Below are 25,279 nucleotides of genomic sequence, written 5' to 3' on the forward strand. Positions count from 1 at the left end.
CTGGTCAGCGAACGTTTGCAACTGGCCTCGGGTGATCATCCCCGGGGCCAGTTCGCTTGTCTTCGATCGCCCCGTCCTCCGGCAGCATTACTGGGACGGCCAGCACAGCTTCCGCAGCGCGAAGGAGTGGCATGCTTCGCCCGGCTTCCCACTGTGCCTCGAAGACGTCAGGGGCGAGTTGGGCCCGGATTGCCTGCAGATCCCGCTCGATTCGCTGGCGGACATAGGCTGGTGGGTGACTCCCGATCGCTGCGAGCCCATGGAAGCCAGCGCTGATACAGGACACCCCTGTTGCAAGGTTCCCTAAATTGGCGAGGACGATCCCATATGGGATTAAGTAGAGCCCGATGTTGTAGAGGTTGCCGCTGCGTACGAAATAGCCAAGCGCTTCACGGAGCGTCGGCAGAGCATGGGCCCAGTCGCCCTGATCAGCCAGGACGACACCGAGATTCGCCAGCGACAACCCTTCGTAGACCTGGTATCCCAGTGCCTGAGCGCACCGCAGACTCTCGGCTAAGCGCGTGGCAGCGAGTGCATGCTTGCCCTGTTGCCAGGCAACGAGGCCCCAGCCATCCCAGGCAACCGCCAGCGGGTCAAGGGCACCGGTCTGTTGGCCAAGCGTCACGACTTCTGCGAAACAGGCGTCGGCAGATGCAAATTGACTCCGGTAGAGGAATGCAACTCCCAGGAGGTGCAGGCTCCGCAAGAGGAGCCAAGAGTCATCAGATACCCGCGCTCTCGCGACACTGGCCGATAAGTATTCCACCGCGTCGGCATATTGCCCGCAGTCGATAGCGATCCGGCCGAGAGCCGTTTGGGCGTACGCTCGCGGGTGTTCGGTTGCTTCTGGATCGTTCAAGACCGCACGGGCGACCGATTCGGCCTGGTGATAGACACCCTGACGCGCCAAGATCCAGCTGAACCCGAGTTGTAGTTGATACCGTAGCGTGGCGGGGAGCGTAGGAGCGTGAGCGAGTACGCGCTCCAGCCAGCGGTGTCCCTCTTCAAACTGGCCCGTGATTTCCCAGAAATAGGCAAGTCCACTCGCCAGGCGGCCAGCAAGCAAGATCTCTTGAGCGGTCAGGCTCCAACTAAGGGCTAGACGGAGGTTGTTATACTCGCGACGCAAGATCCGCATCCAGCGCGGCGCTTCCGGCCCCCGCAATCCATGGTCGGCCTGTTCAACGAGGGCGACAGCGTAGGTAGCGTGGCGCCGATGCGTCGGCTCAATCTCCTCGTGAGCGGCGAGCCACGTCGCGGCCTCCCAACGTACTGGCTCAAGCAAGCGATACCACGCTTCTTCCTCCCGTTGCTCGACGGTCAGCAGCGAAACATCAAGCAGGCGTCCGAGCAAGGCGACGACACGCTCGGGTACGACGGCGTCGCCCGCACAGACGGCACTTGCTGCGCCAACGGTGAATCCATCAGCAAAGACGGCAAGCCGACGGAAGAGTTGTTGTGCTGCTGGTTCAAGGCGCTGATAGCTCCAGTCAAGCATCGCGCGGAGCGAGCGCTGGCGCTCAGGCAGGTCTCGCTGACGACTTTCCAGGGCAAACAGGTTCGCTTCCAACCGCTGGGCTAGTTCTTCGGCTGTCAACGGCCCGATCCAGGCAGCGGCCAACTCAAGTGCGAGCGGTAGGCCAGCGAGCACGCGGCAGATCCGTTGGACAGCCGCGCTGTTCCGTTCGGTAAGGCGGAATGCTGGGTAGCTCTCCTGAGCGCGAGCTAAAAAGAGTTGCACAGCTTCTGAACGGCGTAAGGCGTCTGGGGTCAGTGGCGTGTCATCAGCTGGCAGACTGAGTGGAGGGACTGGCCAGATCACTTCACCCGGAATGCGCAGCGCCTCCCGGCTAGTGAGCAGAATATGGAGCCTTGGTGCACGTGCGAGCAGGTTGCGTATGAGCTCAATGCAGGCGGTGAGTACGTGCTCGCAGTTATCGAGCACGAGGAGGAGTGAGCGAGGAGCCAGCTCATCGAGGAGGGCGTCGAGCAGCGAACGTTGGGCTTGGGCGGGAATGCCCAACGCGTGCGCGACTGCAGTCACGACGAGTGCACCGTCGATGATGGGTGAAAGCTCAACGTAGCATGCCCCGTCAGAGAACAAATCAGCAGTGCGACTTGCAAGTTCCAGGGCGAGGCGACTCTTACCACATCCACCAGGGCCCGTGAGCGTGACAAGCCGATGCTCACGAACCAGCGCCCGGAGGTCAGTCAGTTCCTGTGCACGGCCAATGAAACTGGTCGTTGGGACGGGGAGGTGGGTTTGACGTCGTCCCGGTGGCTTAATGGCGACGGGGATCCGCCCGTCACTGATCGCGTGATAGAGCGCTTGTGTCTCCGGTGCCGGCTCAACGTCAAGCTCTGCACGCAACGTTCGCACCAGTTCCCGGTATTGGCGAATAGCCTGGCTACGCTGTCCCGTTTGTGCGTAGAGCCGCATAAGATGGGCATGCGCGGCCTCCCGGAGCGGATCGGCGGCAATGACCTCCCGTAGCAGGGCGATCGCGAGCTGGACATCACCCTGCTGTTCCTGGAGTTCGGCGAGTTCCATTTCCAAGGTGAGTGCTGTCTCGCGGAGTCGGTCACGCCACCGCTCGACCCACTCCAGATAGCGATCTTCCGGTAACAGGTCACCCCGGTAGAGCGCAAGCGCAGCCTCATACGCCGGAATCGTGCGACGTTGCCGTGCCTCAGCAGCGGCTCGCTCAAACGCTTCGGCGTCGACCCAGAGTACTCCCGGTGCTGTCAACACCACGAGCTCACCCTGTAGGTGTAAGAACGAGGACTCTCTCCCTTGAGCGAGTCCTGGTTCGAGCACCCGGCGAGCATGGTGGAGCGCCTTGTAGAAGGCATTGGCTGCGAGGTCGGGGTCGTGCTCAGGCCAAAGCAATTCCATAACCTGCTCGCGATGAAGCCGATGTCCTGGTTCAAGCGCAAGCACCTTCACGAGCTCGGCCGCTTTCCGCCCATGCCAAGCCGATGCTGGTACCATGCGCTCGTTCACGAGTACTTGGAACGTGCCAAGCAGATAGATAGATAATGCAGCCTGCCCTGCCAGCTTCTTCGATGCAGCTGCCGCAGGCTCTATTCCGGGAGGAGAAACGTCGTGCGAGGAGGGCCGGTCAGGCACGTCGTCCACCTCAGCCGTGGTAAAGACGTTAGCTTACCTTGACTGGCCAGCGTCATGGATGGCACTGGTCAGGGAAGGCACCTTCACTATAGGAGTCGTAGTGCTACGCTGTCAAGGCCACTACGCTGCCAGCAGACCGCCCCGGTACTACGCCAACGCAGCACCGGGGCGATATGACCTTCAACGCCGGCAATGCGTCTATTGCAGGACTACTTGGATGACCATACCAAGATCATAGTGTGCCTTGCCACGCTTCGGGTCAGGCACGTTGCAGAGAAAGACATACGTCCCCTTGTCGGTAGGCAGTTGCAGCCAGCCGACTTTACCCGGGTCGAGTGCTTGCATGCCGCCAACGTCTGTGGCAGGAGGTGGCCCCTGATGGCTGTGCTCCCACTGCAGGAGGTCGTCAACGGTCTTCCCGGGGGCGAGCTTCATGATTGCTAGTTCGTGTGGTTCCGATCCCGTGTTCGCGATTTTGACGAGTTCCCCAGGTGTCAGCGTCGATGGCAACTGATAGGCAAAGTCGGACATGGTAATCTGCGCCGACGCCTTTGGTTCACTCGACGTCGTCTTGGGAGCAGTCACCTGCAGTTGGGCGATCATGCCTTTGGCAAGGTGTGGCACGCCGTCAGGACTCGGAATGAAGCAAATCAACAGATACTGGCCAGGCTGTAGGTTGAGAATAGCTGCCGACGTACCACCTGGATCGGCAACGCCTGCACCGCCAACAAATTCGACAAGCGGGAAGATGGCTTCGGGCGACTGCTTGAGCGCCTGCTGTACCTGATCGTAGCTCACCCCATCCTTAAGCCGTACCACCTGCATTTGGTGCGGCTCTTGTCCATGATTAACCATTTCGACCTTGACAATGCCCCCTTCAAGCTGGGCTGGAACATCATGAAAGTGGTATTCATCGGCTGTAATTGTCAGCGTACGCAACGATGTTGCCGACGAACTGTTCCGACAGGCGCTGAGGCTCACCAGGAAGAGCACACTGACAAGCAGTGTGCCACCAATCCGCCGCATAGTCATGCTCCTTCATTCACAAGTGATGCAGTCCGTTATCGACTCCAGATCACCGATAATGCAAAGGGGATTGCGTTCGGTTTTGTCATTGGCGTCTTTGCTCCCGGAGAGCGCTTGCATACTCACGCAGGAGCCTGTCCTGGGCCAACTGGGCGATGCGTGTTGGATGCGCCCCCAGCTGGCCCAGCGTGCGGATGGGGGCTGGTGGCTGCTACACCCATCCTCCTTCCTGCGCATCTGCGCGTTCCAGAACTGGATGCAGCTGAGGGGCCATGACTGGCGGCCCTCGAACCAGCCACTGCACCCACTCAGCTCCACTATCTCCTGCGTGACGTGTCCCAGTCGTATCTTCCGCACAGCCTTTTCCCTGTGCTACCATCACGGGGTAGCCTCAGTGCGGCCAGTAGACCGGTACCGTCACGTTGTTGAACACATTGCTGGGGAGACCAGCGATGTGTGTCACACCAGTGGCAAAAATGCCGTAATACTCGTTCGCAATGGTGTTGCTCGCTACGGTCACATTCGTCACTGGAGCAGCGCCTTGGGCCGTATCGCTAAAGAGCACAATACCGGCTGGGTGACCAGTAGCGGCATCGCTGTCGGGGCCGTTACTGTTAAGCGCGTTCTGTACGATGACATTGCCGTTGAGGTTCTGGAACGGAGTATGGCTATGGAGCGCAATGCCCGGTAGGCCGTTTCCATTCGCAACGTTGTAAGCAATTGTGTTATTGTAGGTAGCTCCACTGGGCGGGCCAGCGAAGAGTCCAATGCCTGCACCTTCGCTCAGCACGCCGTTACGCAGTGCATAGTTGCGGAGGATCTGATTGTGGTAAACCCCACCGTGCGCTGGATCGACTGAGGCTCCAAGGTGGAAGTAGTGTGAGGCTAAGGTAATGCCACAGTCGTAGGGATTATCTTGCACGATGTTGTCCATGATGACATTATCGTGGGTCGGGCCAAAGTCCATTGGGTTCAACGGTGCGCCACCGTCATCACTGAGCAAGATACCGCCGGCATTATGCTGAACGATGTTGCGTGCAATCAGCGATGCTGCTGTCCCGAGCAGATGGATTCCCTCTCCACAGTCGAACTGCTCCATGGGCAACGCACCGTCGCACGTGAGCATCTGGGGATTGAGTTGGCGGTCATTGTTCTGCACGATATTATCTACCACGGTGATGCGTGCGGAGGATTCGAGCAGAATGCCCTCCTGATTGGCATTCTCGACTGTGAATCCGGAAATCAGCGTTGGTCCTGTCACTCCCACAACCTTGATTCCGTTGGTCAGTCCTGTTGCGTCGAGAATGGTTACTGACGCCCCAGCTCCTTTCAGGATCACTGGCTTGGTGATTGTGACCATTTCATGGTACGTTCCCGGCTCCACCGTCACGACACCGCCGGCAACTACGGCATTGATCGCTGTCTGAATCGAGGTAAAACAGCCGCCAGCGCCACTAGGATTGACACAGGCTGAACCAGCGGCTGCGTCCACACTCACGGTCATCCCTGCAAACATCCCAACGACAAGCGTAACGATCGAGACAAGCTTCATGCTTGGACCCATTGCTCTTCTCCCTTCCTTGGGGCATCACTCAGATCAAGTGCTCAGGGAAAGCAGATGTGGTAACGCTCCCTCCGTCAACGGTTGGCTCCTTTCAGTTCTGGATCGCTTGTCCATATCTGCATACAATCCGTCCCACTTCTCGCCGGTAGCTTCAACACGGTTCTTGTCATAGTGCAGACGAGTGAATAAAGATTTGGATTATCTACTCATACACCTCCTTGGTACTTGGCTGCGCACCGCCACGATATCGCGCACATCCAGGTACCCTGCTCACGCTAGGGGCGGATGTTCTGGTTGAGCCGGAAGAGGTTCGTGGGATCATACCGCCGCTTGAGGGCAACCAGCCGCTCGTAGTGCGGCCCATAGGCCAGCCGCACCCGCTCACCCCCGTCTCCACTCATGAAGTTGACGTAGGTGCCGCGTTCGTGAGCTTGCAGCGCCTCGGAGCAGCGGCGCAGCCAGTCCAGACAGCGCTCCTCCGCCGCCGGATCCGTCCAGATCGCCAAGATGTTGTAGAGGTAGGGATCAGCCCGGTGCGCAAACGCGCTCGCCCCTGGATCGACGCGCGCAATTGCACCCCCAAGGTGATGCACGTGGATCATCGACAGCGGTGTCGGACGATGCGTGCCATAGTGCACCACGATCTCCTGAACCACCGCGTCGAGGTGAGGCAGGAAGCCAGAACGCCAGTAGTGGTACAACCCCGGGGGATTGAGGGGATCGAACATGGTCTGCAGCGCCCCATACGGGATCGGGCCGAGCTGACGCAGGAGCGGCGTGCCCAACCCGCGCAGCGGGGCAAGCAACTGCTCGGCTTCCTCCGCCGGCCCCACATGGCAGACAGCCACCCCGATGATGGGCGGGCCCCCCTCCGGAGCATCGCCAAAGAGGATGAGCAGCGAGAGCGCATCAGGGGCATGGTCCATGATCATCTGGCACGCCTGGAGCACTGCCGGCGCCGCCTCGGCCGGATAGGCCACCAGCCCCCCGTAGAGCGGACCCAGCGGGTGCAGGCGGTAGGTGAAGCGCGTGACCACCCCGAAGTTGCCACCCCCGCCCCGCAACCCCCACAGCAACTCCGGCTCCTGCGTGGCATCGGTCTCCACCACCGTCCCGTCCGCGGTCACCACCTGGGCCGCCACCAGGTTGTCGCAGGCCAGCCCATAGAGCCGGGAGAGCCAGCCCAGCCCACCACCGAGCGTGAAGCCGGCAATCCCCGTGCTCGAGACGAGACCGCCGGGCGTGGCCAGGCCATGTGCGGTCGTGGCCTGGTCAAACGCGCGCCAAGTCAGGCCAGGCTCCGCATGGGCCAGCCGCGCCGCTGGCTCGACGACACACCGCCTGAGCGGCGCCAGATCGAGCACGAGGCCGTCGTCGCAGGTGCCGAAGCCAGCGACGTTGTGGCCACCGCCACGGACCGCCAGGGGAAGCTGCCACTCGCGGGCGAAGGCGATGCCCGCCTGGACATCGGCGACGTGCTGGCAGCGGAGGATAAGGGCGGGATGCTTATCGATCAGGCCGTTCCAGACCCGACGGGCCTGGTCGTAGGCGGGGTCACCTGGCGCGATGACGGTGCCCTGCACCCGGCGGCGCAGCGCCGCCCGGGCTGTTTCGGGAATCCCCGTGGGCTGCATGGTGGTCATGGGTCTCCCTCCGTTTCCATAGGGCAACACCCCAGCAACTGCCTGACGACACGACCGTAGCCCACCGATCTTCCCAACATCTTCCCGCCATCTTCCCAGGCGCTTGCTCTCATCGGATGGCAGTAAGTCGCCGGCTCATGCTGGTGGCCCAGCGTGTCGACAACCTCTCAAGGGAGGGGGACGTAATGGAGCGAGGTGAGCAGTATAGTCCAGTCGTTCGACAACTCGGCGAACGATTGTTTTCATTCCTCGGCTTCCACCCGACCGATCTCCTCTGGCAGCGGCTTGGCCGTGTTGTTCAGCAGCAGGCGCGACGAGCTGGCTTTGCCGATGTCGATTCCTATGTCCAGGCTCTTCTCCACGCACCTGACCATGAGCTCGTGCCGCTCGCTGAGGCGTTGACCATTAACGAGACGTACTTCTTCCGCGAACCGAAGCACTTCGACGCGTTGGCCGCGCACCTGCCCGACCTTGCGCGTCAGAGCCGCCCAGTGCGGCTGTTGTCAGCAGGCTGTGCAACCGGCGAGGAGGCCTACTCGCTGGCAATCGTTGCCAGTGCCGTGCTCCGTTCAGCCGGCATCCCCTTCGAGGTTATCGGAGTCGACATCGATCGCACAGCACTTGAGAAGGCGAAGGCTGGCCGTTACCGAACGTGGTCGTTTCGCGACCAGGGCATGGCCCGGGCGCGTGACGCCATCGAACCAGTCGGCGACGACTGGCAGGTACGTGCAACCATTCGCCAGCATGTGCGCTTCGAGCAGTGCAACTTGGTCGATCGCGCGCCAGCTGGTCCGTTCCATGCCATCTTCTGCCGCAATATGCTGATGTACCTCACGCCTGAGCATCGGCGTGCGGTGGTACGTCGTCTCGCCGATGTCCTGATACCGGGCGGGCTCTTCATCATCGGTTCAGCCGAGACACTCGACGATGTGCCACCAGAACTCGAGCGGCAGCCCTGGCAGGGCGTGACGCTCTATCGTCGGCGTCGTGTCCCTTCTTCCACAGTCTTGCCGTCCTCCTCACCGCCTGCCCGTGTACGCAGCCAACAACTTCGGGTACTGGTTGTGAGTCGCTCGCCAATCGTGCGCCTGGGATTGCGCACTGTCCTTGGCGATGCGCCCGGCATCGTGCTGCTTGGCGAAGCACGCTCGTGGGAAGACGCAGAGCCCCTCGTTAACCAAGCCGACGTACTTGTGCTCGACGCATTAAACGACGACAGCGTACTTACAGCGTACCTTGCGAGCACTGTTCGACGGGTACCAACGCTGGTACTTACAGCAACCCCACGCTCAGGAACTGGCCTCAGCGCACGACGCGTGGCCACGCTCGTCATGCCGCAGGCACGCCTCGGCACCGTGCAATCACACGGTAGTGAAATCATCAGCCGGCTGATCGAGCTAGCCAACGCTGGCCGTGAGGAGCTAAGCCGGACAGGGGCAAACGTAGGTGCCAGTAGCAGCGAGCGGAAGCCGGGAACTGGCTGGCTTGGTATGCAGCGGCCCTGGTCACGCTTGCTCGTGATCGGCTCATCAACCGGTGGGCCAGCGGTCGTTAGCGAGATCGTACGGCAATTGCCAGGGGGTCTTGGCTTGGCAATCGTCATTGTGCAGCATATGCCAGCCGGGTTTACCCGCAGCTTTGCCGAACGGCTTGGTCGCCTCTCGACCTATGCTGCCCGCGAGGCACAAACGGGCGACGTACTCCAGGCTGACACGATCTACGTTGCTCCTGGGCATCAGAACGTGCTCATTGAGCGCGGCGGGCGCTTGCGTGTTGTCCCACCTGGACCTGAGGACATCTACGTGCCCAACGTCACGAAAGCCTTTCGCTCCGTCGCGCGCTCAGGGCTTGCAACGAAGACGATGGCCGTGATCCTGACCGGTATGGGCGACGATGGAGGAGATGGTATGGCCGAGCTTGCGGCTGCGGGTGCCTATACCGTCGCCCAAGAACCGTCGGAAGCGGTCGTCTCGGGGATGATTGAGGCCGCAATTGCACGCCAAGGGGTAAGGAAGATCCTTCCCGCTGCCGATATCCCCAGTGAGGTGGTGCGCTGGCTGCACCAGAGCCAGACGCTTGCACGGGCGACACGCCCGTTGGGCTAGGGAAGGAAAGCGGGGCATGCGGGTACTGATTGTTGATGATTCCAAAATGATGCGCGTCATGCACGTGCGCTCGCTCCGACAAGCCGGCTATGAGGCGCACGTCACTGAGGCAGGCAACGGTGAAGAAGCGCTGGCAGCATTTGCACCAGGCGCGTTCGATCTCGTCATCGTTGACTGGAATATGCCGGGTATGGACGGCCTGGAGTTTGTCCGGGCGGCGCGTGAGCGCGAGCGCGAAGCTGGCACTGGCCGAACGCCGATTGTCATGATTACCAGCCAGAGCACTGATGAACAGATGCTGCGGGCTAAGGATGCTGGTGTCGATACGCTGCTGACGAAGCCAGTGACAGCAGATGCACTGGCAGTCACACTCGAATTGCTCCTGACTAGCCGAGCGTAACGTGGGGAGCTTACTCATGCGCAACGCTGTGGTTGAAGCGCTCGTCACCAGCGGCCAACTCCGCACATTTGTCGGTGAAGCTGCAGTTCTGAGCATCGAGCCATTGTGCGGGATCCCTGTCGAGGTCATTGGAGAAGCGCCACTACCGTGGGCAAATCCCCCAGTGGGCATCGCCCTTGTCTCTCTCGCAGACGCTGACGGTAGCGAATTTCAAGGCGTTGCCTGGGTGGGAGGTGAATTCACGGCATTGGCCGCCGTCACGGAAGTGCTGGTTGGCGAGCGGCCAAGCTCAGAAGACGATGAGTTACTGCAAGATGCGATCCGCGAGTTGGCCAACATCGTTGCTGGACGAATGCAGGAACGACTGCACGGCGCTGGCCTGCGGTTGAGCCTCGGCTTGCCAGTCTTCGTTGGCGGAGCGCGCAGCCTCAACGTCGGCGCGAGTCTGGTGAACGGAGCAGCGGTGCTGGTGCGGCTTGGCTTGCCCGACGAGCCCGTGCTTGCCGTTGGCTTCGCAGCGAAGGAGGCGTAAGGAGGCCAAAGATGACGGCAAAAATTGCGGGCACTGCACCATCAGCCGCGGCTCCACTGATCCGCAATCCCAAAACACCGCAGCGGTTTCGACTGGTGCTCTGGGAACATCATCTCATGCCGATTGTCGCCGAGAACCTGGCAACGCTGCTTGGTGTCAGCGTCGATTTCTTGCCGGATTCGCTCATCGCCGCGCGCTGGGATCCGCGTGGCTTCCCAGCACGCTCAACCTGGGCCATCGCGCGCTTTCGTGTGACATTCGAGCAGGATGAAACGACAGCCTTTTTGTTTCAGCCGCTTGCTGAAGCGCTTGACTGGGGCGCGATTGGCCTGCGCCGGCCACCGGCAACGCGGAGCGTCCCCGAGCCAGCCAAAGACGGCGCGCTCGTGCTCAGCGAGGCTGAAACCAACGACCTGCTTGCCTATCACGAGGTCTGCAATGTCGTCACCTGCGGCGTCCTTGCACGGGCCTGGCGAAGTAAGCTGGAGCGCTCACTCGTGATCCTGCTGGACGATGTCCAGGCAGCCACCCCAGCAACGTTCCCGCCAGAACTCGCCGCGGCGCCCTATGTCGTGCTCCAAGCTGGCTTCGGCTATAGCGAGCGACCAGTTCGTCCTGTCAAAGGCCAACCGCCTCAGCATGAGAAGCAGGCAGTCTGGCTCTTTGTCCTTCCCGAAGCCTTGGCTGTCCAGACGCTCTGGGGCATGCCCGACGGCAAAGAGAAACAGAAGACGGACTGGTTGCTCACCACCGGCCTCTGGCGTTGGGCGAAGTGATCAACAGCTTCTTGACGACGGAAGCGCCCCGGTGATGCACCGGGGCGCTTCGTGTCGCAAGACGCCATAGGCCATTGGTCACAGGTTGTGCGGGGACGTGTGCGTTGATCCAGTAGGGCCAAGAGGGGATAGAGACTGACACGGGAGTTGCCGAAAGCTCCTGACAGAAAAGGGTGCGGTGAAGGAGGGCAGGAGGAATGAACCGTCGCCTGACCTTGCAACAGAAGCTCTTCGGCCTTGTGATCGGGCTCGTTGCTGCCTTGTGGATCGTTGGCGGCGTAAGCTGGCTCGGTGTCCGCGAGATCGACCAAGCGGACAATGACATCTCCAATCGGAGCATGCCGAGCCTCCAGTATCTCGGCGCCATTGCTGACGACATGATGACCGTTCGGGTCTACGCGCTCCAACACGCCGTCGCCAACGATCGTGATACCAAGACGCAACTCGACGCTCAGTTAAACCAGCTTGACCAGGACATCGCCAAGCAACTTTCTGACTGGCAGGCTGCTGTGCCAGGCGGCAATGCGCAACAAGCACGCGATCGTATTACCCAGGCCTGGCAGCAGTACCTCACAGTCCGCAACCAGATACTCGATGCCAGCCGGCGGTTTGATTCGACGACCGCGCTGCAACTTGCCCAGACTCAGGGAGCGCAACGCTTCGCTGATGTGATGAAAGCCCTGGCCGATGCACGACAGTTGCTTGGCAATATCGCGACACAGCGCGCTCAAACTGTGAACCAGGTGACGATGCGAACGACCTGGTTAATCGTCGGTGTTGGCCTGCTCGTCAGTGTCGTCGGCCTTGTCCTGGGCGTCGCGCTCGCACGGCCAATCGTTCGAGCAGCACGGCAGATTGCAGACGCCAGCGAAACGCTCGCTACTCACGAGCTGGCCGCGCTGGAAGAATCCCTAACCCGGCTCGCGGAAGGCGACTTGACTGTGCAGTTTGCAGTCGCGGCGCAACCGATCGCGGTCAGCAGCCATGACGAGCTTGGGCGCGCTGCTGAGTCGTTCAACCATATGCTCGAGCGTCTCCAGCGCATCGGCGATGCGTTTGGACAAGCAATCGATGGCCTCAACCGGCTCGCAGCAAGCGTTCGTCAGGCAGCGGTAACGATCAGCCAGTCCAGCGAAGGCACGGTGAGTCTTGCGGGACAGATGAGTAGTGCGACCCAGGAGGTCGCCCAGACGATTCAAGACGTCGCCCAGGGCTCATCGCGGCAAGCCGAACAGGTCACGAGCGCCTCGACCGCTGTTGACGAGATGGTGCAGACCATTGAAGCCGTTGCCCGAGCCGCCCAGGAACAGGGTCGAGCCCTGCAGCGGGCAGCTGAGCTGACACAGGCGATGGCCGAGCGCAATCGTGAGGTTGAGCAACTTGCTCGCCAAACCGCTGAGCGGGCTGAGCAGAACGCTGGCCAGGCCCAAAGCGGGAGCGAGACAGTCGCGCGCGCTGTCGAAGCGCTCCAGAATGTCCAGGCACAGGTCGAGGCGGCAGCCCAGCGGATGGCCGAACTTGGCGAGCGGTCGCGGCAGATCGGCAAGATCGTGCAGACCATCGAGGACTTGACCGAGCAGACGAACCTGCTGGCACTCAACGCTGCCATCGAGGCGGCACGGGCTGGCGAAGCCGGCAAAGGGTTTGCAGTGGTGGCGGAAGAAGTGCGCAAGCTCGCCGAACGCTCCTCCGAGGCAACACAAGAGATTGCTCAGATGATCGCGAGCGTGCAGCACGTCGCCGAAAGCGCCATTGTCGCCATGGAGGAAAGTGCCACCAGTGTCGGCCAACTCAGTGGCCAAGCCCGCACGCTCGGTGATGTCTTTGGCGAGATTCAGCAGTCCGCCCAGCAGATTGCCGAACGGAACAGCACACTCCTGCGTGCACTTGAGGACATCGCGCGGCGAAGCAACGAGCTGCGAGCCGCGATGGACGACACGGCCGCAATCGCCGAGGAGAATAGCGCCTCAGCCACCGAGCTTACTGCTACCGCTGAGCAAGTGCGCAAGGCGATCCAGTCAGTCACGGCAGTGGCTGAGCAAAACGCAGCCGCCGCTGAAGAAGTCTCAGCGGCAACCGAAGAGATGGCAACACAGGTGTCGGAAGTCGCTGCAGCAGCGCAGCAACTCATGGATCTCGCCCAGCATCTCGAAGCGACCGTCGCCCAGTTCCGCCTGCGCGAGGACGAAGCAGCAGCGCGCGACATCACCAGCTGGGCGGGTACAGTATCAGCGGGGTTACGGCAGAACGGCGCGAGAGTGAACGGAACTGGCAAGGCTGGTCGCGAGTTGGTGGCAGCAGACGGCGTGCGCGGGCAGCTTGCCTCCAACGGTCTACGCAAGCGCTAACGCCGAGGGAGGGGCGCGATGGGCGAAGACCGCGAGTTGCTCGAACTGTTCCTCGAAGAAACACGTGAGCGCGTCGAGTCACTCGAGCCACTCCTCGTTGAGCTCGAGCGCGCCGACACTGAGCATGAGCGCGAGCGCCTCTTAAACGAAATCTTCCGTCACCTGCACTCGACGAAGGGTAGCGCCGGCTACCTTGGACTCGAGTCGTTCGTTGAACTCGTCCATGCAGCTGAACATCTTGCCGATGTGTTGCGTAAAGGCGCGCCACTCCAGACCGAGCATATCGATGTGCTCCTCGACGTCGCGGCCTGGCTCCGGGCCGCGCTCGCGAGCTTAGCGAAGGACGAGCCGCTCCCGGACGGCACCAGCCTTGTCGTGCGCTTGCACAGCGCTGCACAGACACAACCAAGCGAGCGAGAGCCTGCCACATCGCAACCAAGCACTGAGGCGACATCACCCGAGCAGACGGCAAGTAGTACGGGCACCCAGCCAGAGGAACAAGACGGCCGTATCGTCGAGACCGAGCTACACAGCACCACTGTGCGGGTCCCGGTGCACGTGCTCGACCGGCTTGGGCGACTCGCCGAGGAAATGCTGGTTACGCGCAACCGGATTACCGCGCTTGCTGCCAACATCCAGGACGGCGAACTCATCGGCGCATCGAAAAAGCTCAGTGTTATGGTATCGGAACTGCAAGACATTGCAGCACTGACACGCCTACAGCCAATTTCGCACCTCTTCGCCCAACTGCCACGTGTCGTGCGTGATGCCGCTCGGCTTACCGGTAAAAGCGTTGAGCTAGAGCTCGAGGGCGGACGGCTTGAAGTTGACCGGCGGATTCTCCAAGAACTCCGTGACCCACTCGTCCACTTGCTCCGCAATGCCGTCGACCACGGCATCGAGTCGCCAGAGCGGCGCGTCGCGTTCGGCAAGCCGTCAAAAGGGCGCATCACTGTGCGTGCCAGCCGTGAAGGCTCGCACCTCGTTATTGAAGTCAGCGATGACGGCAAAGGGATCGACTTTGAGGCAGTACGCGCTAAGGCAGTCGAGCGCGGCTTCATCAGTGCCCGGGAGGCAGCGGCACTCGGCGAGGCTGAGCTGACGAGCCTGCTACTCCGCCCTGGATTTTCGACGCGTGACCAAGCAACGGAACTGTCCGGTCGCGGCGTTGGCCTCGATGTCGTTGCAGTGCGTATGCAAGAGCTTGGTGGCAATCTGACCATCAGCTCGACGCCCGGCCAAGGCACGACCGTGCGGCTGACGGTGCCCACCTCGGTCTCAGTCGTTAATACGCTGGTCTTCACGGCTCGCGGGTACCTCCTCGGCATCCCCTACAATGTTGTCCAAGAGATCGTGCTGATTGACCAAGCGCATATCGAACGCTATGGCGAGCAAGAAGTCTTTCGTCTACGCGACCAGCTCGTGCCACTCTTCACGCTCAACCGTTGGCCAGTCCGCAACGGCGCGACAATCCGCCGCCGCGACAAGCAATACGTCCTCGTCCTGCGTGGCCAGGACGCAGTTGCCGGCCTCCTTTGCGACGGCATCTCCCGTTTTGAAGAGCTCATCGTGAAGCCAGTTGGCAATGTGCTGCGCGGCGTCGAAAGCGTGAGCGGATTAGCGACGCTCGGCACCGGCGAAATTGTCCTGATTCTCGAGCCTGAGCGTATGCTTGCCGAGGCCGGACTAGCAATGGAGCGCTTGCGCAGTGAGCAGGCACTGCCGCTGACCAACCAGGCCACAGCCGACGATGACATCGGTGAGCGGCTCGTGTTGCTCCAGGGCTATGGACTGCCACGCTATGCCCTGCCGGTGCGCCTCGTGTCACGCATTGTCCGCTTTACACCAGCCGAGCTCGCCGTCTTTAACGAGCGTGTCTATCTGCGACAGGATGGGCAGCTCATCCCCTTAGTTGATCTCGACCAGGCGCTTGGCTTTGGCCCTGGGGGCTTCGACAAAGGTGGCGTCGCCGTGCTGTTGAAGGCTGATGACTTCCTTTGTGGCTTTGTCGCAGCTGCTGTTGTCCGCATTGGCCGGGTCGGCGTGTTACCAGAGCCGTCCGACCGACATGGGGTCGCAGGACTTCTGAACCTACCTGATGCGGTCTATCTGCTCGTCGATGTCCCGACGATCATTCATAGCCAACTCGAGCGGCTCTTCGCGATGGCCGAAAGCGGTCGTTCAGTGCACGGCCAGCATGCCTTGATCGTCGAGGATAGCGCGTTCTATCGTGACGCGCTTGAAGCAGTGTTGACACGCGCCGGCTACCGCGTGACGGCTGTTGAGAGTGCCGAAGCAGCCCTCAGTGCCTTAGGACGCATTCCTTCACTGGCCTTGCTCATCACGGACTACATGTTGCCTGGTCAATCAGGCTTGGACCTCATTCGCGCTGTTCGGGCTGGCGAGACCGCTGCTCGCCCAGATGTGCCGATTGTCGTGCTCTCACAGTATCTCAGCGAGCAAGATGCGAGTGGTGAACTTGCCAACCGCTTGCGTGCTGCTGGGGCCAATGCAGTCTACGCAAAGTTTGACGAGCTCGAGCAGAGCGAGTTGCTCGATGCCTTCCGTCACCTCGTCGTTGACGAAACAGCAAATGACGACGCAATGTCCGTGCATGACGAGGAAGCAAGCATTCATGTGCTGGCAGTTAACCTTGGCAACGAGGTTTACGGCATCCCGATTGAGAGCGTGCGGGAGATCACGGCGCTTGATGCCGTCACCCCTGTACCCCTGGACTCAGCCGGGTACATCGGTTTGGCGAACATTCGTGGTGAGATCGTCCCGGTCTTTGACCTTGGCGGCGTGCTGCAGCGGCCAGCCCGCGCTGAAGAGCAGAGCGTCGATGTTGTCACATTGACAAGCCTTGGGCCGATGGTGTTACGCGGCGAGAGCATTCGCGGCACGATTCGCATTCCGGTCAGCGCCTTGCGTGAGCCGAACGGCAACCTTGGTGCGCTTGCCGACTATATTCCGGCTGTAGCTCCATTGCCCGATTGCCTGCTCCAAGTGCTCGAACTGGAGAAGCTCGCTGGGGCATGTCTCGGCCGACGTGCTGAAGCGAGCGTAGCAGGCCCAGCCCGTGTGGCGTAACGGACAGACGATGGGGAGAGGATGGGAATGAAGCGCACGCTTCCCTTGGCTCGACGAATCCAAGCCAGTGTCGTGATCGTCCTACTCGTTGGGGCGCTTGGCATTCTGGTTGGCACACTTAGCCTCCGGGAAATCGCGAGCCGGAACCAACAGATGCTGAAGCGAGAGGTGCCAGCCATCGAACTCTTGCTCAACATTGACCGCGACGCCTACCAAGCGCAATATGCCCTCGAAGCCAGCTTGCTTGCGATTTCCGACAAAGAACGTACGGCCCAACTCAACGACTTCCGGGAGAACGCACAGCAGACGGGCGACCGCTGGCAACAGTTCCGTGCCCATGCCATCAATGCGCCTCAGGAAGCGGCGCTCTGGCAGACCTATGAGCAGGAGCAGGCAGTCTGGCTCTCACTGGCTAACCGTGTTGCGGAATTGAGTGCCCAAGGCACACAGACAACTACCGACCAGGCACGCTCGCTCTTGCCTGACGTGCGCTCGCACTTCAGCGCGATGCGTGAGGCACTCAATCAGCTTGAGGACACGGTCTACAGCCCGACAATCGACCGCCAAAGCCAAGAAATCACAGCGCTCAGCACCCACCGTTCCTTCCTCATGTGGATCATCACAGTGATGGCGTTGCTTATTGGGCTCGGTGTTGGTTGGCTGGTAACGCGGACCGTACTGCGGCCGCTGGAAAGCCTCGCAAGTGCCGCCGCACAGATTACCGCAGGGCAGGTTACCGCAGTCCAGTTGCCACGCTACCAGGCCCATGACGCGATCGGTCGGCTGGTTGACCAGTTCAAGGCTATGGCACAGCGCATCAGCGAGGTTGCTGAACATGCCCATGCAGTCGGTCAAGGCGACCTCACGCGCCAGGTCACAACACTAGGCGACGACGATCTGCTTGGTCAAAGCTTGCTCGCGTTAACCAGTGCCCTGCGCGATGCCTTGGGACGAGTTGCAGCCTTAAGCGAGAGTGTAGCTCAGGCTGGACTCCAGGTACGGCAACATGTTGCCGAGGCCGATATGGCAGTGCGTCAAGTTGCCGACGCCACGCAAACTGTTGCGCATGGATCAGCAACCCAAGCGGCACGAGCACGCGAGGTCGCCGAAGCAGTCGAGCAGGTTGCTGAAACCGTCAACGCGGTAGCACGCGCGGCCCAGGAGCAAGGACGCTCGTTGCAGCGAGCAGTCGAGCTCTCGCAGCTGCTTGCCCAAGGCAACCAGGCCATCGAAGCCGCTGCCCAGCATGGCCTCACTGCCTCGCGGGCAAACGCCGAGCATGCACAGCAAGGGCAAGAAACAGTCGAGCAGACCGTTCGGGATGTCGTCGTCGTGCGCGAGCGTGTTGAAGAGGCAGCCAAAACGGTTGCCGAGCTTGGCGAGCGGTCGCGGCAGATCGGCAAGATCGTGCAGACCATCGAGGACTTGACCGAGCAGACGAACCTGCTGGCACTCAACGCTGCCATCGAGGCGGCACGGGCTGGCGAAGCCGGCAAAGGGTTTGCAGTGGTGGCGGAAGAAGTGCGCAAGCTCGCCGAACGCTCCTCCGAGGCTGCCAAGGAGATTGCTGGACTGATTAGCGGCATACAGTCAATGGTGCAGCGGGTGATTGATGTCATGGATACCAGTGCCGAGCAAGTCACCCATGCTGCGGAGCAAGCAGCGGGATTGCGTGCAGTCTTCACAACACTCAGTACAGCCGCGCAGCACGTTGCCCAGCAGAGCCAGCAGACACTTGAGGCAGCGCGCACTATTGCCCGGCAGAGCCAAGAGTTGCGCGCAGCGCTGGAGGAAACCGCAGCAATCGCTGAAGAGAACGGCGCCGCAGCCTTGGCCCTGGCTTCAACCGTCAACCGAATGAGCAGCAGCATGCAAGAGGTGACGCATCTCGTCGAACAGAATGCAAGTGCTACCGAGCAAGTTTCGGCTGCAGCTGAGGAAATGACGATGCAGCTGCAGAATATCGGCATCGAAGCCGAGCATCTGACAGCAATCGCTGAAGCGCTTCAAGAAGCAGTGCGCTACTTCCAGACGACGTCAGCCGCGGCGTTGCAGCAAACCAACCCATATGTCTCTCACCCAGCGGATGAAGTCGCTCTTAACGGACATCAGGTCAACCGCCTTGTTGCGCTTGCGAGTGGCTGACCAATGTGACGGCCCCAGGGCTTGGCCGAAGTGACCAGCCCTTAACTTTCTGCCCAGTGTGCCGATAGTTGGTGGAGGAAGGGTAGTTACGCAGCATTCGTCACATGGTCTGAGGGAAGGGCATCGATGGTACCGCCGGTTGACGCAATTCCACCAATTGGGGCGACAGGTGCTGCTGAGGGAGGTCAGCCTGGACAGGCAGTCCAACAGGCGACATCGACGAATAATCAGCCGTCGCGCCAGCCCTCGCCAGTCGAGCCGCCACGCCATGGGCCACCGCATACGCTCGACCTCAGCCTTGACCCTCAGGCGGTGCGCCGGATGCCAAGCGACGTCTACGTCCGTTACTACGTCAGTCGCGGGATCGGTAACTACGTCGTGCAAGTTGTTGACCGGCGAACTGGCGAGGTCATTCGGGAAATTCCGCCAGGACGTGCCGAAGCATTCCTGCGTGAACTCGGCATGCTTTAGATTGTGCACGGCGATGGCAGGAAAGGATCGGCGGAGTGAGCAGCACGATACGCTTTGACGGTATTAGCTCGGGTCTGGATACAACATCAATCATCAATGCGCTCTTAACGTCCTATCAGCAGCCAATTACTCAACTCCAGCAACAGCAGTCGCAGATTCAGACCCAACAGAGCATTTGGCAAGAGCTTGGCAACCGGCTCAATAGTCTCCTTTCCACGACCCAATCCCTGCTTCAGCGTGCTACGGTCATCGGTTATACCGTACAGCCAAGTGACAGCACGCCGCCATTCACTGCCACCGCCGGTCCGTCTGCTACCCCAGGCACCTACAGTATTCTTATCAACCAACTGGCGACGAGCACGGTTGCCCGTAGCAGCGGGCCAATGGCCGCTGACATCGACCCAACAGCATTGCTCAAAAACGATGCCTTCCGCACGGCTGTCACCGCTGGCACGTTTACGATTAATGGTGTCAGCATCAGTGTCAATCCCAATACTGATACCCTGAACGATGTCATTAACCGAATCAATAGCAGCGGTGCGGGGGTCACCGCCTCGCTCGTCACTGTCGATGGCCGAAGCCGCTTAGCGTTGACGGCTACGACGCCAGGCGGACCAATTCAGCTCGGTTCAGGGGGCGACACATCGAACTTTTTGAGCGCTACGAGCCTTCTTGCTGCACCACGCAGCGGCGATACCATCACCGGCACCCGTAGCCTGGTCGCCGTTCGCACAGATCTGCCGCTTGCCCAGGCTAGCTTTGCTACACCCATCACGAGTCCAGGCACACTAACGATCAACGGCGTCCAGATCGCGTATGATCCCACTTCTGATACATTGGGCACGATTATCAACAAGATTAACGCTTCAACAGCGAATGTGATCGCCAGCTATGACACACAGACTGACCGGCTAACGTTGACCAGCCGCACCACCGGGAGCCAGCAGATCAGCCTCAGCGATACCGGTAACCTGCTGGCTGCCCTAAACATTAACCCGTCAGCCCAGCAACTGGGCCAGAACGCCGTCTATAGCCTTGACGGCGGTACAACATGGCAGTACAGCACGAGTAATACCATCAACGATGCGATCCCGGGCGTTTCGCTCACCCTCACGCGCACCACCAGTACACCCTACACTTTCAGCATTGCCCCAAACGCTGACAATGCTGTCGCCGCAGTCAAGCAGTTTGTTGATCAATTCAACAGCGTGCTGTCCTACCTTGATCAGCAGACTGCCTACAATGCCGACACCAAACAGGCCGGCCCGCTACTCGGCGACAGCGGAGCACTCATGCTCGAGGCAACCTTGCGTCGGCTCGTCACCTCCCCCGCGACCAACGTGAGCGGGCCATTCAAGTCACTTGCTGATATCGGCATTAGCTTCGGTCCCGTCGGCTCGGCTGTCGGTACAACGAACCAGCTCCAGCTTGACGAAAGCAAGCTCCGCGCCGCGCTCGCGACGAATCCAAACGCGGTCTTTGAACTCTTTGGCGCGACGTCACGCGCGACACTGTCAACACCCGGTGACATTGCGAACGCCTATGGCTCACCGACCGGCATCACTGCAAGCGGCCACTACGTGATCACGTCCGATGGCGCTGGACATTTCACCGCGCAGTTCTATGATGCCTCCAATACGTTGCGTTCGACACGCACCGAGACCCTTGCCCCAGGCGCCACGAGCAGCACACTCATCCCCGGCATGATTGTCACTGCTGCCAGCAGCTTCACGGGTGCACAGTCACAGATCACCGTCAACTACCAGTCTGGCGTGTTCAGCAGCCTTGCCCAATACCTGCAGAGTACCGTCGGCCCAAGCGGCATGATTGCCACCCGGGGCGACTCGTATCAGCAGCAATTACGCGACATCAACGACCAGATTCTCGTCTATCAAGACCGGCTGAACCAGCGGCGTGAGCAGTTGATCCAGCAATTTGCCCAGCTTGAAGCCCTGCTCGCTGAGATGATGCAGCAGAGTGCCCAGCTCGGGATGCAGATTCCAAGCTTCCTCGGCGCTGGCCAAGCAGCGTCATCGTCGAATGCATCAGGCTCGTAAGAGGGAAGGGGGCGTCCGATGTCCTACGCCTATGCGCGGTACCGCCAGGTCGGTGTCGAAACGGCCTCACCAGTTGATCTCGTCGTCTTGCTCTATCGCGGCGCTATCCGCTTCCTTACCGAAGCCGAGCAGGCGATCCACCAGCATGATGTGCCGCAAGCTCATGATCGTCTCCTCCGTGCCCAAGCGATCATCGCCGAGCTGATGGGAAGCCTCAATCTTGACGCTGGAGAGATCGCCGTCAACCTTGGACGTCTCTATGACTATATGCAGCGCCGGCTGATCGAGGCAAACGTACGCAAAGATGCGCGCATTGTGGACGAAGTTCGCTGTCTGCTTGAGGAACTGCTGAGTGCCTGGGAAGCCATTGCCAGGGGCGAGGCGCCGGTTCTCGCCGGTGCGCGCTAGGGGATGACCACGATGGTGCCTGACACAACGTGGCCACTCACCCTGGCCTGCCGACTCCGTTCGTTCACAGCACGATTGCGCGCATGCGCCACAATCGGCGACTGGCAAGGCTGCCAAGCCGTGCTGCGTGAGCGTGGTGCATTGCTGGCCGATATTGCCAATCTTGACCCCAGAGCATTGACTCCGGCCGAGCGTGAAGCACTTGGCCAGGCCCTGCAAGAAGCGCGCGAGGAGGATGCCGCGCTGCGCGAGCGTGTGCTTGCCGTGTGTGAGCGACTACAGGCGGAGCTGGCCTCGCTTGCGCAGGCTCAGCGGCTAGCCGATGGGTATTACCGTGCGACGAGCCATGCAGTGCGGGCGAGGCTGTTCGACCAATCGATCTAACACGTGGCCGCTGGGCATCTTTGTCATGCTCTGCTTTGCCACTCTGCTAATCTCGGCCTGCCAATTTCCCGTCCACATCACCATTACAGTCGGCAGAGAGAACGCCGCGGCTCAAGCTCTCCCGACAGCAACCCCAAGTCCACGATCATCCCCAACGCCAACACCAACCCCCCGGGCAGTCGCAACGGCGACCCGCAAGGGTGCCATTCCGACAGCGCTCGTTGCACGCCTGCGCACTGCCCCACCCAACGAATTGCAAATCCCACGCCTTGGACTCGACGCACCGGTCACTTCGGTCGCCTCTACGGTCGACCACGGTCAGTGGTATTGGCCAGTACCAGAGCACGCGCTTGGTCATCTGCTCGGCACGGCAAACCCTGGTGAGCCAGGCAATATTGCCATTTCCGGCCATGTTGACACGCGAACCGGCCCCGGCCTGTTTGCGCGGCTTGGCGATGTGCGCCCGGGCGACCTCGTTATTGTCCGCAGTGCCGACGGCGTCTTCACCTACCGCGTCATTGATGTCACAATCGTGCCAGAAGATGACCGAACGATACTCCGTCAGACACCACAGGAGCAACTCACCCTCATCACCTGCCTGCCAGATGGACAATATCACCGCCGCATCGTCGTCCGTGCCCAGCGCGTCGAATCCGCTGCCTAACCCGCAGGAGTACAAAGTACTGTTCTGCTGGGACTTTCCTCCTGAGTGAGCTTGCCACTGCCAGGCGATAGCTTGCTGAGCTGCTTCTGCCTTACGGTTAGAAGCGCGAGGCGCCCATTCGGCAATGCGGATGCGAGGGAGGGAAGCTGGATGGGAATCTTCGATGCAATGCATGCCAGCCTGTCTGGGCTCACTGCCGAACGTCTGCGAATGGATGTAATCACCAGCAACATTGCTAATGTCGATACGACGCGTACGCCTCAGGGCGGACCCTACTTGCGCCGACAAGTCGTCTTCATGGCCGAACCAGCGCCGACGCAGCCGTTCGCTACGTTGCTTAGCACTCAGCTGGCTGCGGCTACGCCGGCACCGAGCGCGGCGCGTGGCGTGATGGTCGTCGGTATTCGGCAGGATCCCAATGCTGTTAAACAGGTCTACGATCCCACAAACCCCGATGCCGACCAGAACGGCTACGTGCGTTATCCGGACATCGACGTTGTTACCGAGATGACCGATCTACTCGCGGCAACGCGCGCGTATGAGGCGAACGTGACCGTGTTCAATGCGCTGAAGGCCACAGCACTGCGCGCTCTGTCCATTGGCCGAGCCTAGAGAGAAGGGCAAGGATGAGCATCACTCCAATCGCACCCATTACTGCCAATTTCCTGCCTGTTGCAGGCGTCGGTACCACAAGTACCGTAACCCAACCGGCAGCCTCGTTCACGCAACTCCTTGGCCAGGCACTCGATCAGCTTAACGGCTCTATCACGCAGGCTGATCAACTCTCACTCGCGCTCGCGGCTGGCCAGCCGGTTGACGTGCACGATGTCATGGTTGCGCTCGAAACTGCCTCAATTGGCCTAGAGCTGGCGATGCAAGTGCGCAACCGCGCGCTCGATGCCTACCGCGAAATCATGGGCATGAGCGTCTAGGTCAGGACGAAAGGGGCGCGGAGCAGTGGTCGATCGGCTCGTCGCCCAAATTCGGGCATTGCGGGGCCAGTGGGAACGACTCTCCCCCAACCTACGGGTGGCAATTATCGGCATTATCCTGACGGCGATCTTCGCCGTCGCCTTGCTCATGCTGATCCAGCCACCGCAGCGCTACGTGCCCGTGTACACTGGCCTCTCCAGCGACGATGCCGCAGCAATCGTCAACTACCTGCGCCAGCACAATATCCCCTATCAGCTTAGTGCTGATGGCACGACGGTCAGTGTACCGTCCGATCAGGTTGCTGATGTCCGCCTCGCGCTTGCCACGGCCGGGCTGCCGAAAGGCGGGACCCTCGGATTCGAACTGTTCGATAAATCCTCGTTTGGCATGACCGACTTTGCCCAGCGTGTCAACTATCAGCGAGCGATTGAAGGTGAGCTCGAGCGAACGATTGGCCGACTCGATGCTGTCCAAAGTGCCCGAGTACATATCGTCCTGCCTGAGCAAACGCTCTACACCGATCAACAGCAGCCGACGAGTGCGGCAGTCGTGCTCCAGCTCAAACCCGGACGCCGCCTCAACGACGATCAGGTGCAGGGCATTGTCCACCTTGTGGCAAGTGCGGTTCCCGGACTTGATCCGAGTCACCTTACGGTCGTTGATGACTCGGGCAATCCTATCTGGGACGGCGGTCAGGCCAGCTCAACAGCTGGTAGCATGGACGAACACCTCAAGCAGCAACGTGCATACGAGGCAGCTCTTGCCACTCAGCTTCAGGCGATGGTTGCACGCGTCGTTGGGCCGAACAATGCTGCCGTGCAGGTCCATGCGACGATGAACTGGGATCAGCGTCAGGTTGACAGCGAGATTTACTCGCCGAACGGCACGCAGCCCCAGGTACGGAGCCAGCAGGAGCGGGTACAGAGTACCGACGGGACAACCAGCAACGCCGCCGGCGTACCTGGCGTGGATAGCAATGTGCAGTCGTATCAGCAGGGAGCGAACGGCCAGACGCAGCAGCACAGTGAACTGCATGAACAGACAACAAACTATGAGCTTTCTCGTCAGGTTGAGCACATCATCCAAGCACCGGGGCAACTCCAGCGGCTGTCTGTTGCAGTCGCACTCAACGGCGCGGCTGTCGACCCAACGGTAGCACAGCAAGTGCGCGATATGGTCGCGGCAGCTGCAGGTATCGTGCCTGAGCGCGGCGATGTTGTCACGGTCAGCGTGGTGCCGTTTGTGAATGCACAGTCAGGCCAGGCGACCGTAGAGAAGCCCTCACTGTTGAGTCGTGCGCTCGGCATCGCGAAGTACGGTGCGATCGTCCTCATCCCACTGGTCGCACTCCTGATCGCCTGGCGCGTCCTTGCCAGCCAGCGTGCCCAAGCATTGCCGCCAGTACCGCAGTATGCGGTCGCAACTGAGCCACTCCTGCCCAGTGCACCGACTGCGCCAATCCGCGGCAATGCCGCCGAAGCGGCAGCTGAACTGCCGCAACCAGAAGGCCCGCCACAGGCCTTCCGCGAATTGCAGGAACTGGCACGGCGAGATCCGGCTGCTGTTGCCCAGCTCATCCGCCATTGGATGACTGAGGAGTAGG

18 protein-coding genes and 1 pseudogene are annotated in these 25,279 nt (G+C 60.8%); 15 read left to right on the forward strand and 4 right to left on the reverse strand.

Translation table 11 applies throughout. The features are described from left to right. Positions 1–4: 4 nt before the first annotated feature. The 4 genes from N675_RS13390 to N675_RS02140 all read right to left on the reverse strand — a co-directional run bounded on the left by N675_RS13390 (position 5) and on the right by N675_RS02140 (position 7,363). Positions 5–2,992, reverse strand: coding sequence for an ATP-binding protein (locus N675_RS13390; protein WP_156100776.1), 2,988 nt, complete (start codon positions 2,990–2,992; stop codon positions 5–7). 336 nt (positions 2,993–3,328) lie between these two features. Further along, positions 3,329–4,156: a cupredoxin domain-containing protein gene (locus tag N675_RS02125; protein WP_038037637.1), complete on the reverse strand. Its 828-nt coding sequence runs from the start codon at positions 4,154–4,156 to the stop codon at positions 3,329–3,331. 391 nt (positions 4,157–4,547) lie between these two features. Beyond that, positions 4,548–5,720: a right-handed parallel beta-helix repeat-containing protein gene (locus tag N675_RS02135; RefSeq protein WP_038037640.1), complete on the reverse strand. Its 1,173-nt coding sequence runs from the start codon at positions 5,718–5,720 to the stop codon at positions 4,548–4,550. Positions 5,721–5,995: 275 nt separating this feature from the next. Next, on the reverse strand, positions 5,996–7,363 hold the full coding sequence (locus N675_RS02140) for an FAD-binding oxidoreductase (protein ID WP_231577898.1): 1,368 nt from the start codon (positions 7,361–7,363) through the stop codon (positions 5,996–5,998). Positions 7,364–7,548: 185 nt separating this feature from the next. Here N675_RS02140 and N675_RS13395 point away from each other — a divergent pair, with 185 nt between their 5' ends. The 15 genes and pseudogenes from N675_RS13395 (at position 7,549) to fliF (ending at position 25,278) form a co-directional block, all read left to right on the forward strand. Next, on the forward strand, positions 7,549–9,468 hold the full coding sequence (locus tag N675_RS13395; protein WP_051913868.1) for a chemotaxis protein CheB: 1,920 nt from the start codon (positions 7,549–7,551) through the stop codon (positions 9,466–9,468). A 16-nt stretch (positions 9,469–9,484) separates the two neighbouring features. Next, complete coding sequence (locus tag N675_RS02150) at positions 9,485–9,868, forward strand: response regulator (protein WP_038037641.1); 384 nt, start codon at positions 9,485–9,487, stop codon at positions 9,866–9,868. A 16-nt stretch (positions 9,869–9,884) separates the two neighbouring features. Beyond that, complete coding sequence (locus N675_RS02155; RefSeq protein ID WP_038037642.1) at positions 9,885–10,400, forward strand: chemotaxis protein CheX; 516 nt, start codon at positions 9,885–9,887, stop codon at positions 10,398–10,400. An 11-nt stretch (positions 10,401–10,411) separates the two neighbouring features. Next, positions 10,412–11,176 (forward strand): hypothetical protein, encoded by a 765-nt coding sequence (locus N675_RS02160; RefSeq protein WP_038037643.1) that lies wholly within the window; start codon positions 10,412–10,414, stop codon positions 11,174–11,176. Positions 11,177–11,373: 197 nt separating this feature from the next. Continuing rightward, the gene (locus N675_RS02165; protein WP_038037644.1) at positions 11,374–13,524 is read left to right on the forward strand and encodes a methyl-accepting chemotaxis protein; all 2,151 of its coding nucleotides are present in this window, start codon (positions 11,374–11,376) and stop codon (positions 13,522–13,524) included. A gap of 18 nt (positions 13,525–13,542) precedes the next feature. After that, on the forward strand, positions 13,543–16,614 hold the full coding sequence (locus N675_RS02170; RefSeq protein ID WP_038037645.1) for a chemotaxis protein CheW: 3,072 nt from the start codon (positions 13,543–13,545) through the stop codon (positions 16,612–16,614). An 81-nt stretch (positions 16,615–16,695) separates the two neighbouring features. Next, positions 16,696–18,405, forward strand: a pseudogene (locus N675_RS02175) (methyl-accepting chemotaxis protein); the annotation flags it as partial. 480 nt (positions 18,406–18,885) lie between these two features. Beyond that, a complete protein-coding gene (locus N675_RS02180) occupies positions 18,886–19,230 on the forward strand; it encodes a flagellar protein FlaG (protein WP_038037650.1) in 345 nt (114 codons plus the stop codon). Positions 19,231–19,265: 35 nt separating this feature from the next. Further along, the gene (fliD, locus tag N675_RS02185; protein ID WP_051913870.1) at positions 19,266–21,287 is read left to right on the forward strand and encodes a flagellar filament capping protein FliD; all 2,022 of its coding nucleotides are present in this window, start codon (positions 19,266–19,268) and stop codon (positions 21,285–21,287) included. A gap of 18 nt (positions 21,288–21,305) precedes the next feature. Further along, positions 21,306–21,695 carry a flagellar export chaperone FliS gene (fliS, locus tag N675_RS02190; RefSeq protein WP_038037652.1) on the forward strand — a complete coding sequence of 130 codons (390 nt, stop codon included), beginning with the start codon at positions 21,306–21,308 and terminating at the stop codon, positions 21,693–21,695. Between the two features lie 12 nt (positions 21,696–21,707). Then, on the forward strand, positions 21,708–22,079 hold the full coding sequence (locus tag N675_RS02195) for a flagellar protein FliT (RefSeq protein WP_197066252.1): 372 nt from the start codon (positions 21,708–21,710) through the stop codon (positions 22,077–22,079). A gap of 25 nt (positions 22,080–22,104) precedes the next feature. Continuing rightward, the gene (locus N675_RS13400) at positions 22,105–22,743 is read left to right on the forward strand and encodes a sortase (protein WP_051913872.1); all 639 of its coding nucleotides are present in this window, start codon (positions 22,105–22,107) and stop codon (positions 22,741–22,743) included. Positions 22,744–22,893: 150 nt separating this feature from the next. Next, positions 22,894–23,355, forward strand: coding sequence for a flagellar basal body rod protein FlgC (gene flgC, locus N675_RS02205; RefSeq protein WP_038037656.1), 462 nt, complete (start codon positions 22,894–22,896; stop codon positions 23,353–23,355). Between the two features lie 14 nt (positions 23,356–23,369). Beyond that, a complete protein-coding gene (fliE, locus tag N675_RS02210; RefSeq protein ID WP_038037658.1) occupies positions 23,370–23,675 on the forward strand; it encodes a flagellar hook-basal body complex protein FliE in 306 nt (101 codons plus the stop codon). Between the two features lie 25 nt (positions 23,676–23,700). Then, positions 23,701–25,278: a flagellar basal-body MS-ring/collar protein FliF gene (gene fliF / locus N675_RS02215; RefSeq protein WP_038037660.1), complete on the forward strand. Its 1,578-nt coding sequence runs from the start codon at positions 23,701–23,703 to the stop codon at positions 25,276–25,278. The last annotated feature ends 1 nt before the right edge of the window (position 25,279 follow it).

Origin of the sequence: Thermorudis peleae, from assembly GCF_000744775.1 — a bacterium.
GTDB classification, from domain to species: domain Bacteria; phylum Chloroflexota; class Chloroflexia; order Thermomicrobiales; family Thermomicrobiaceae; genus Thermorudis; species Thermorudis peleae.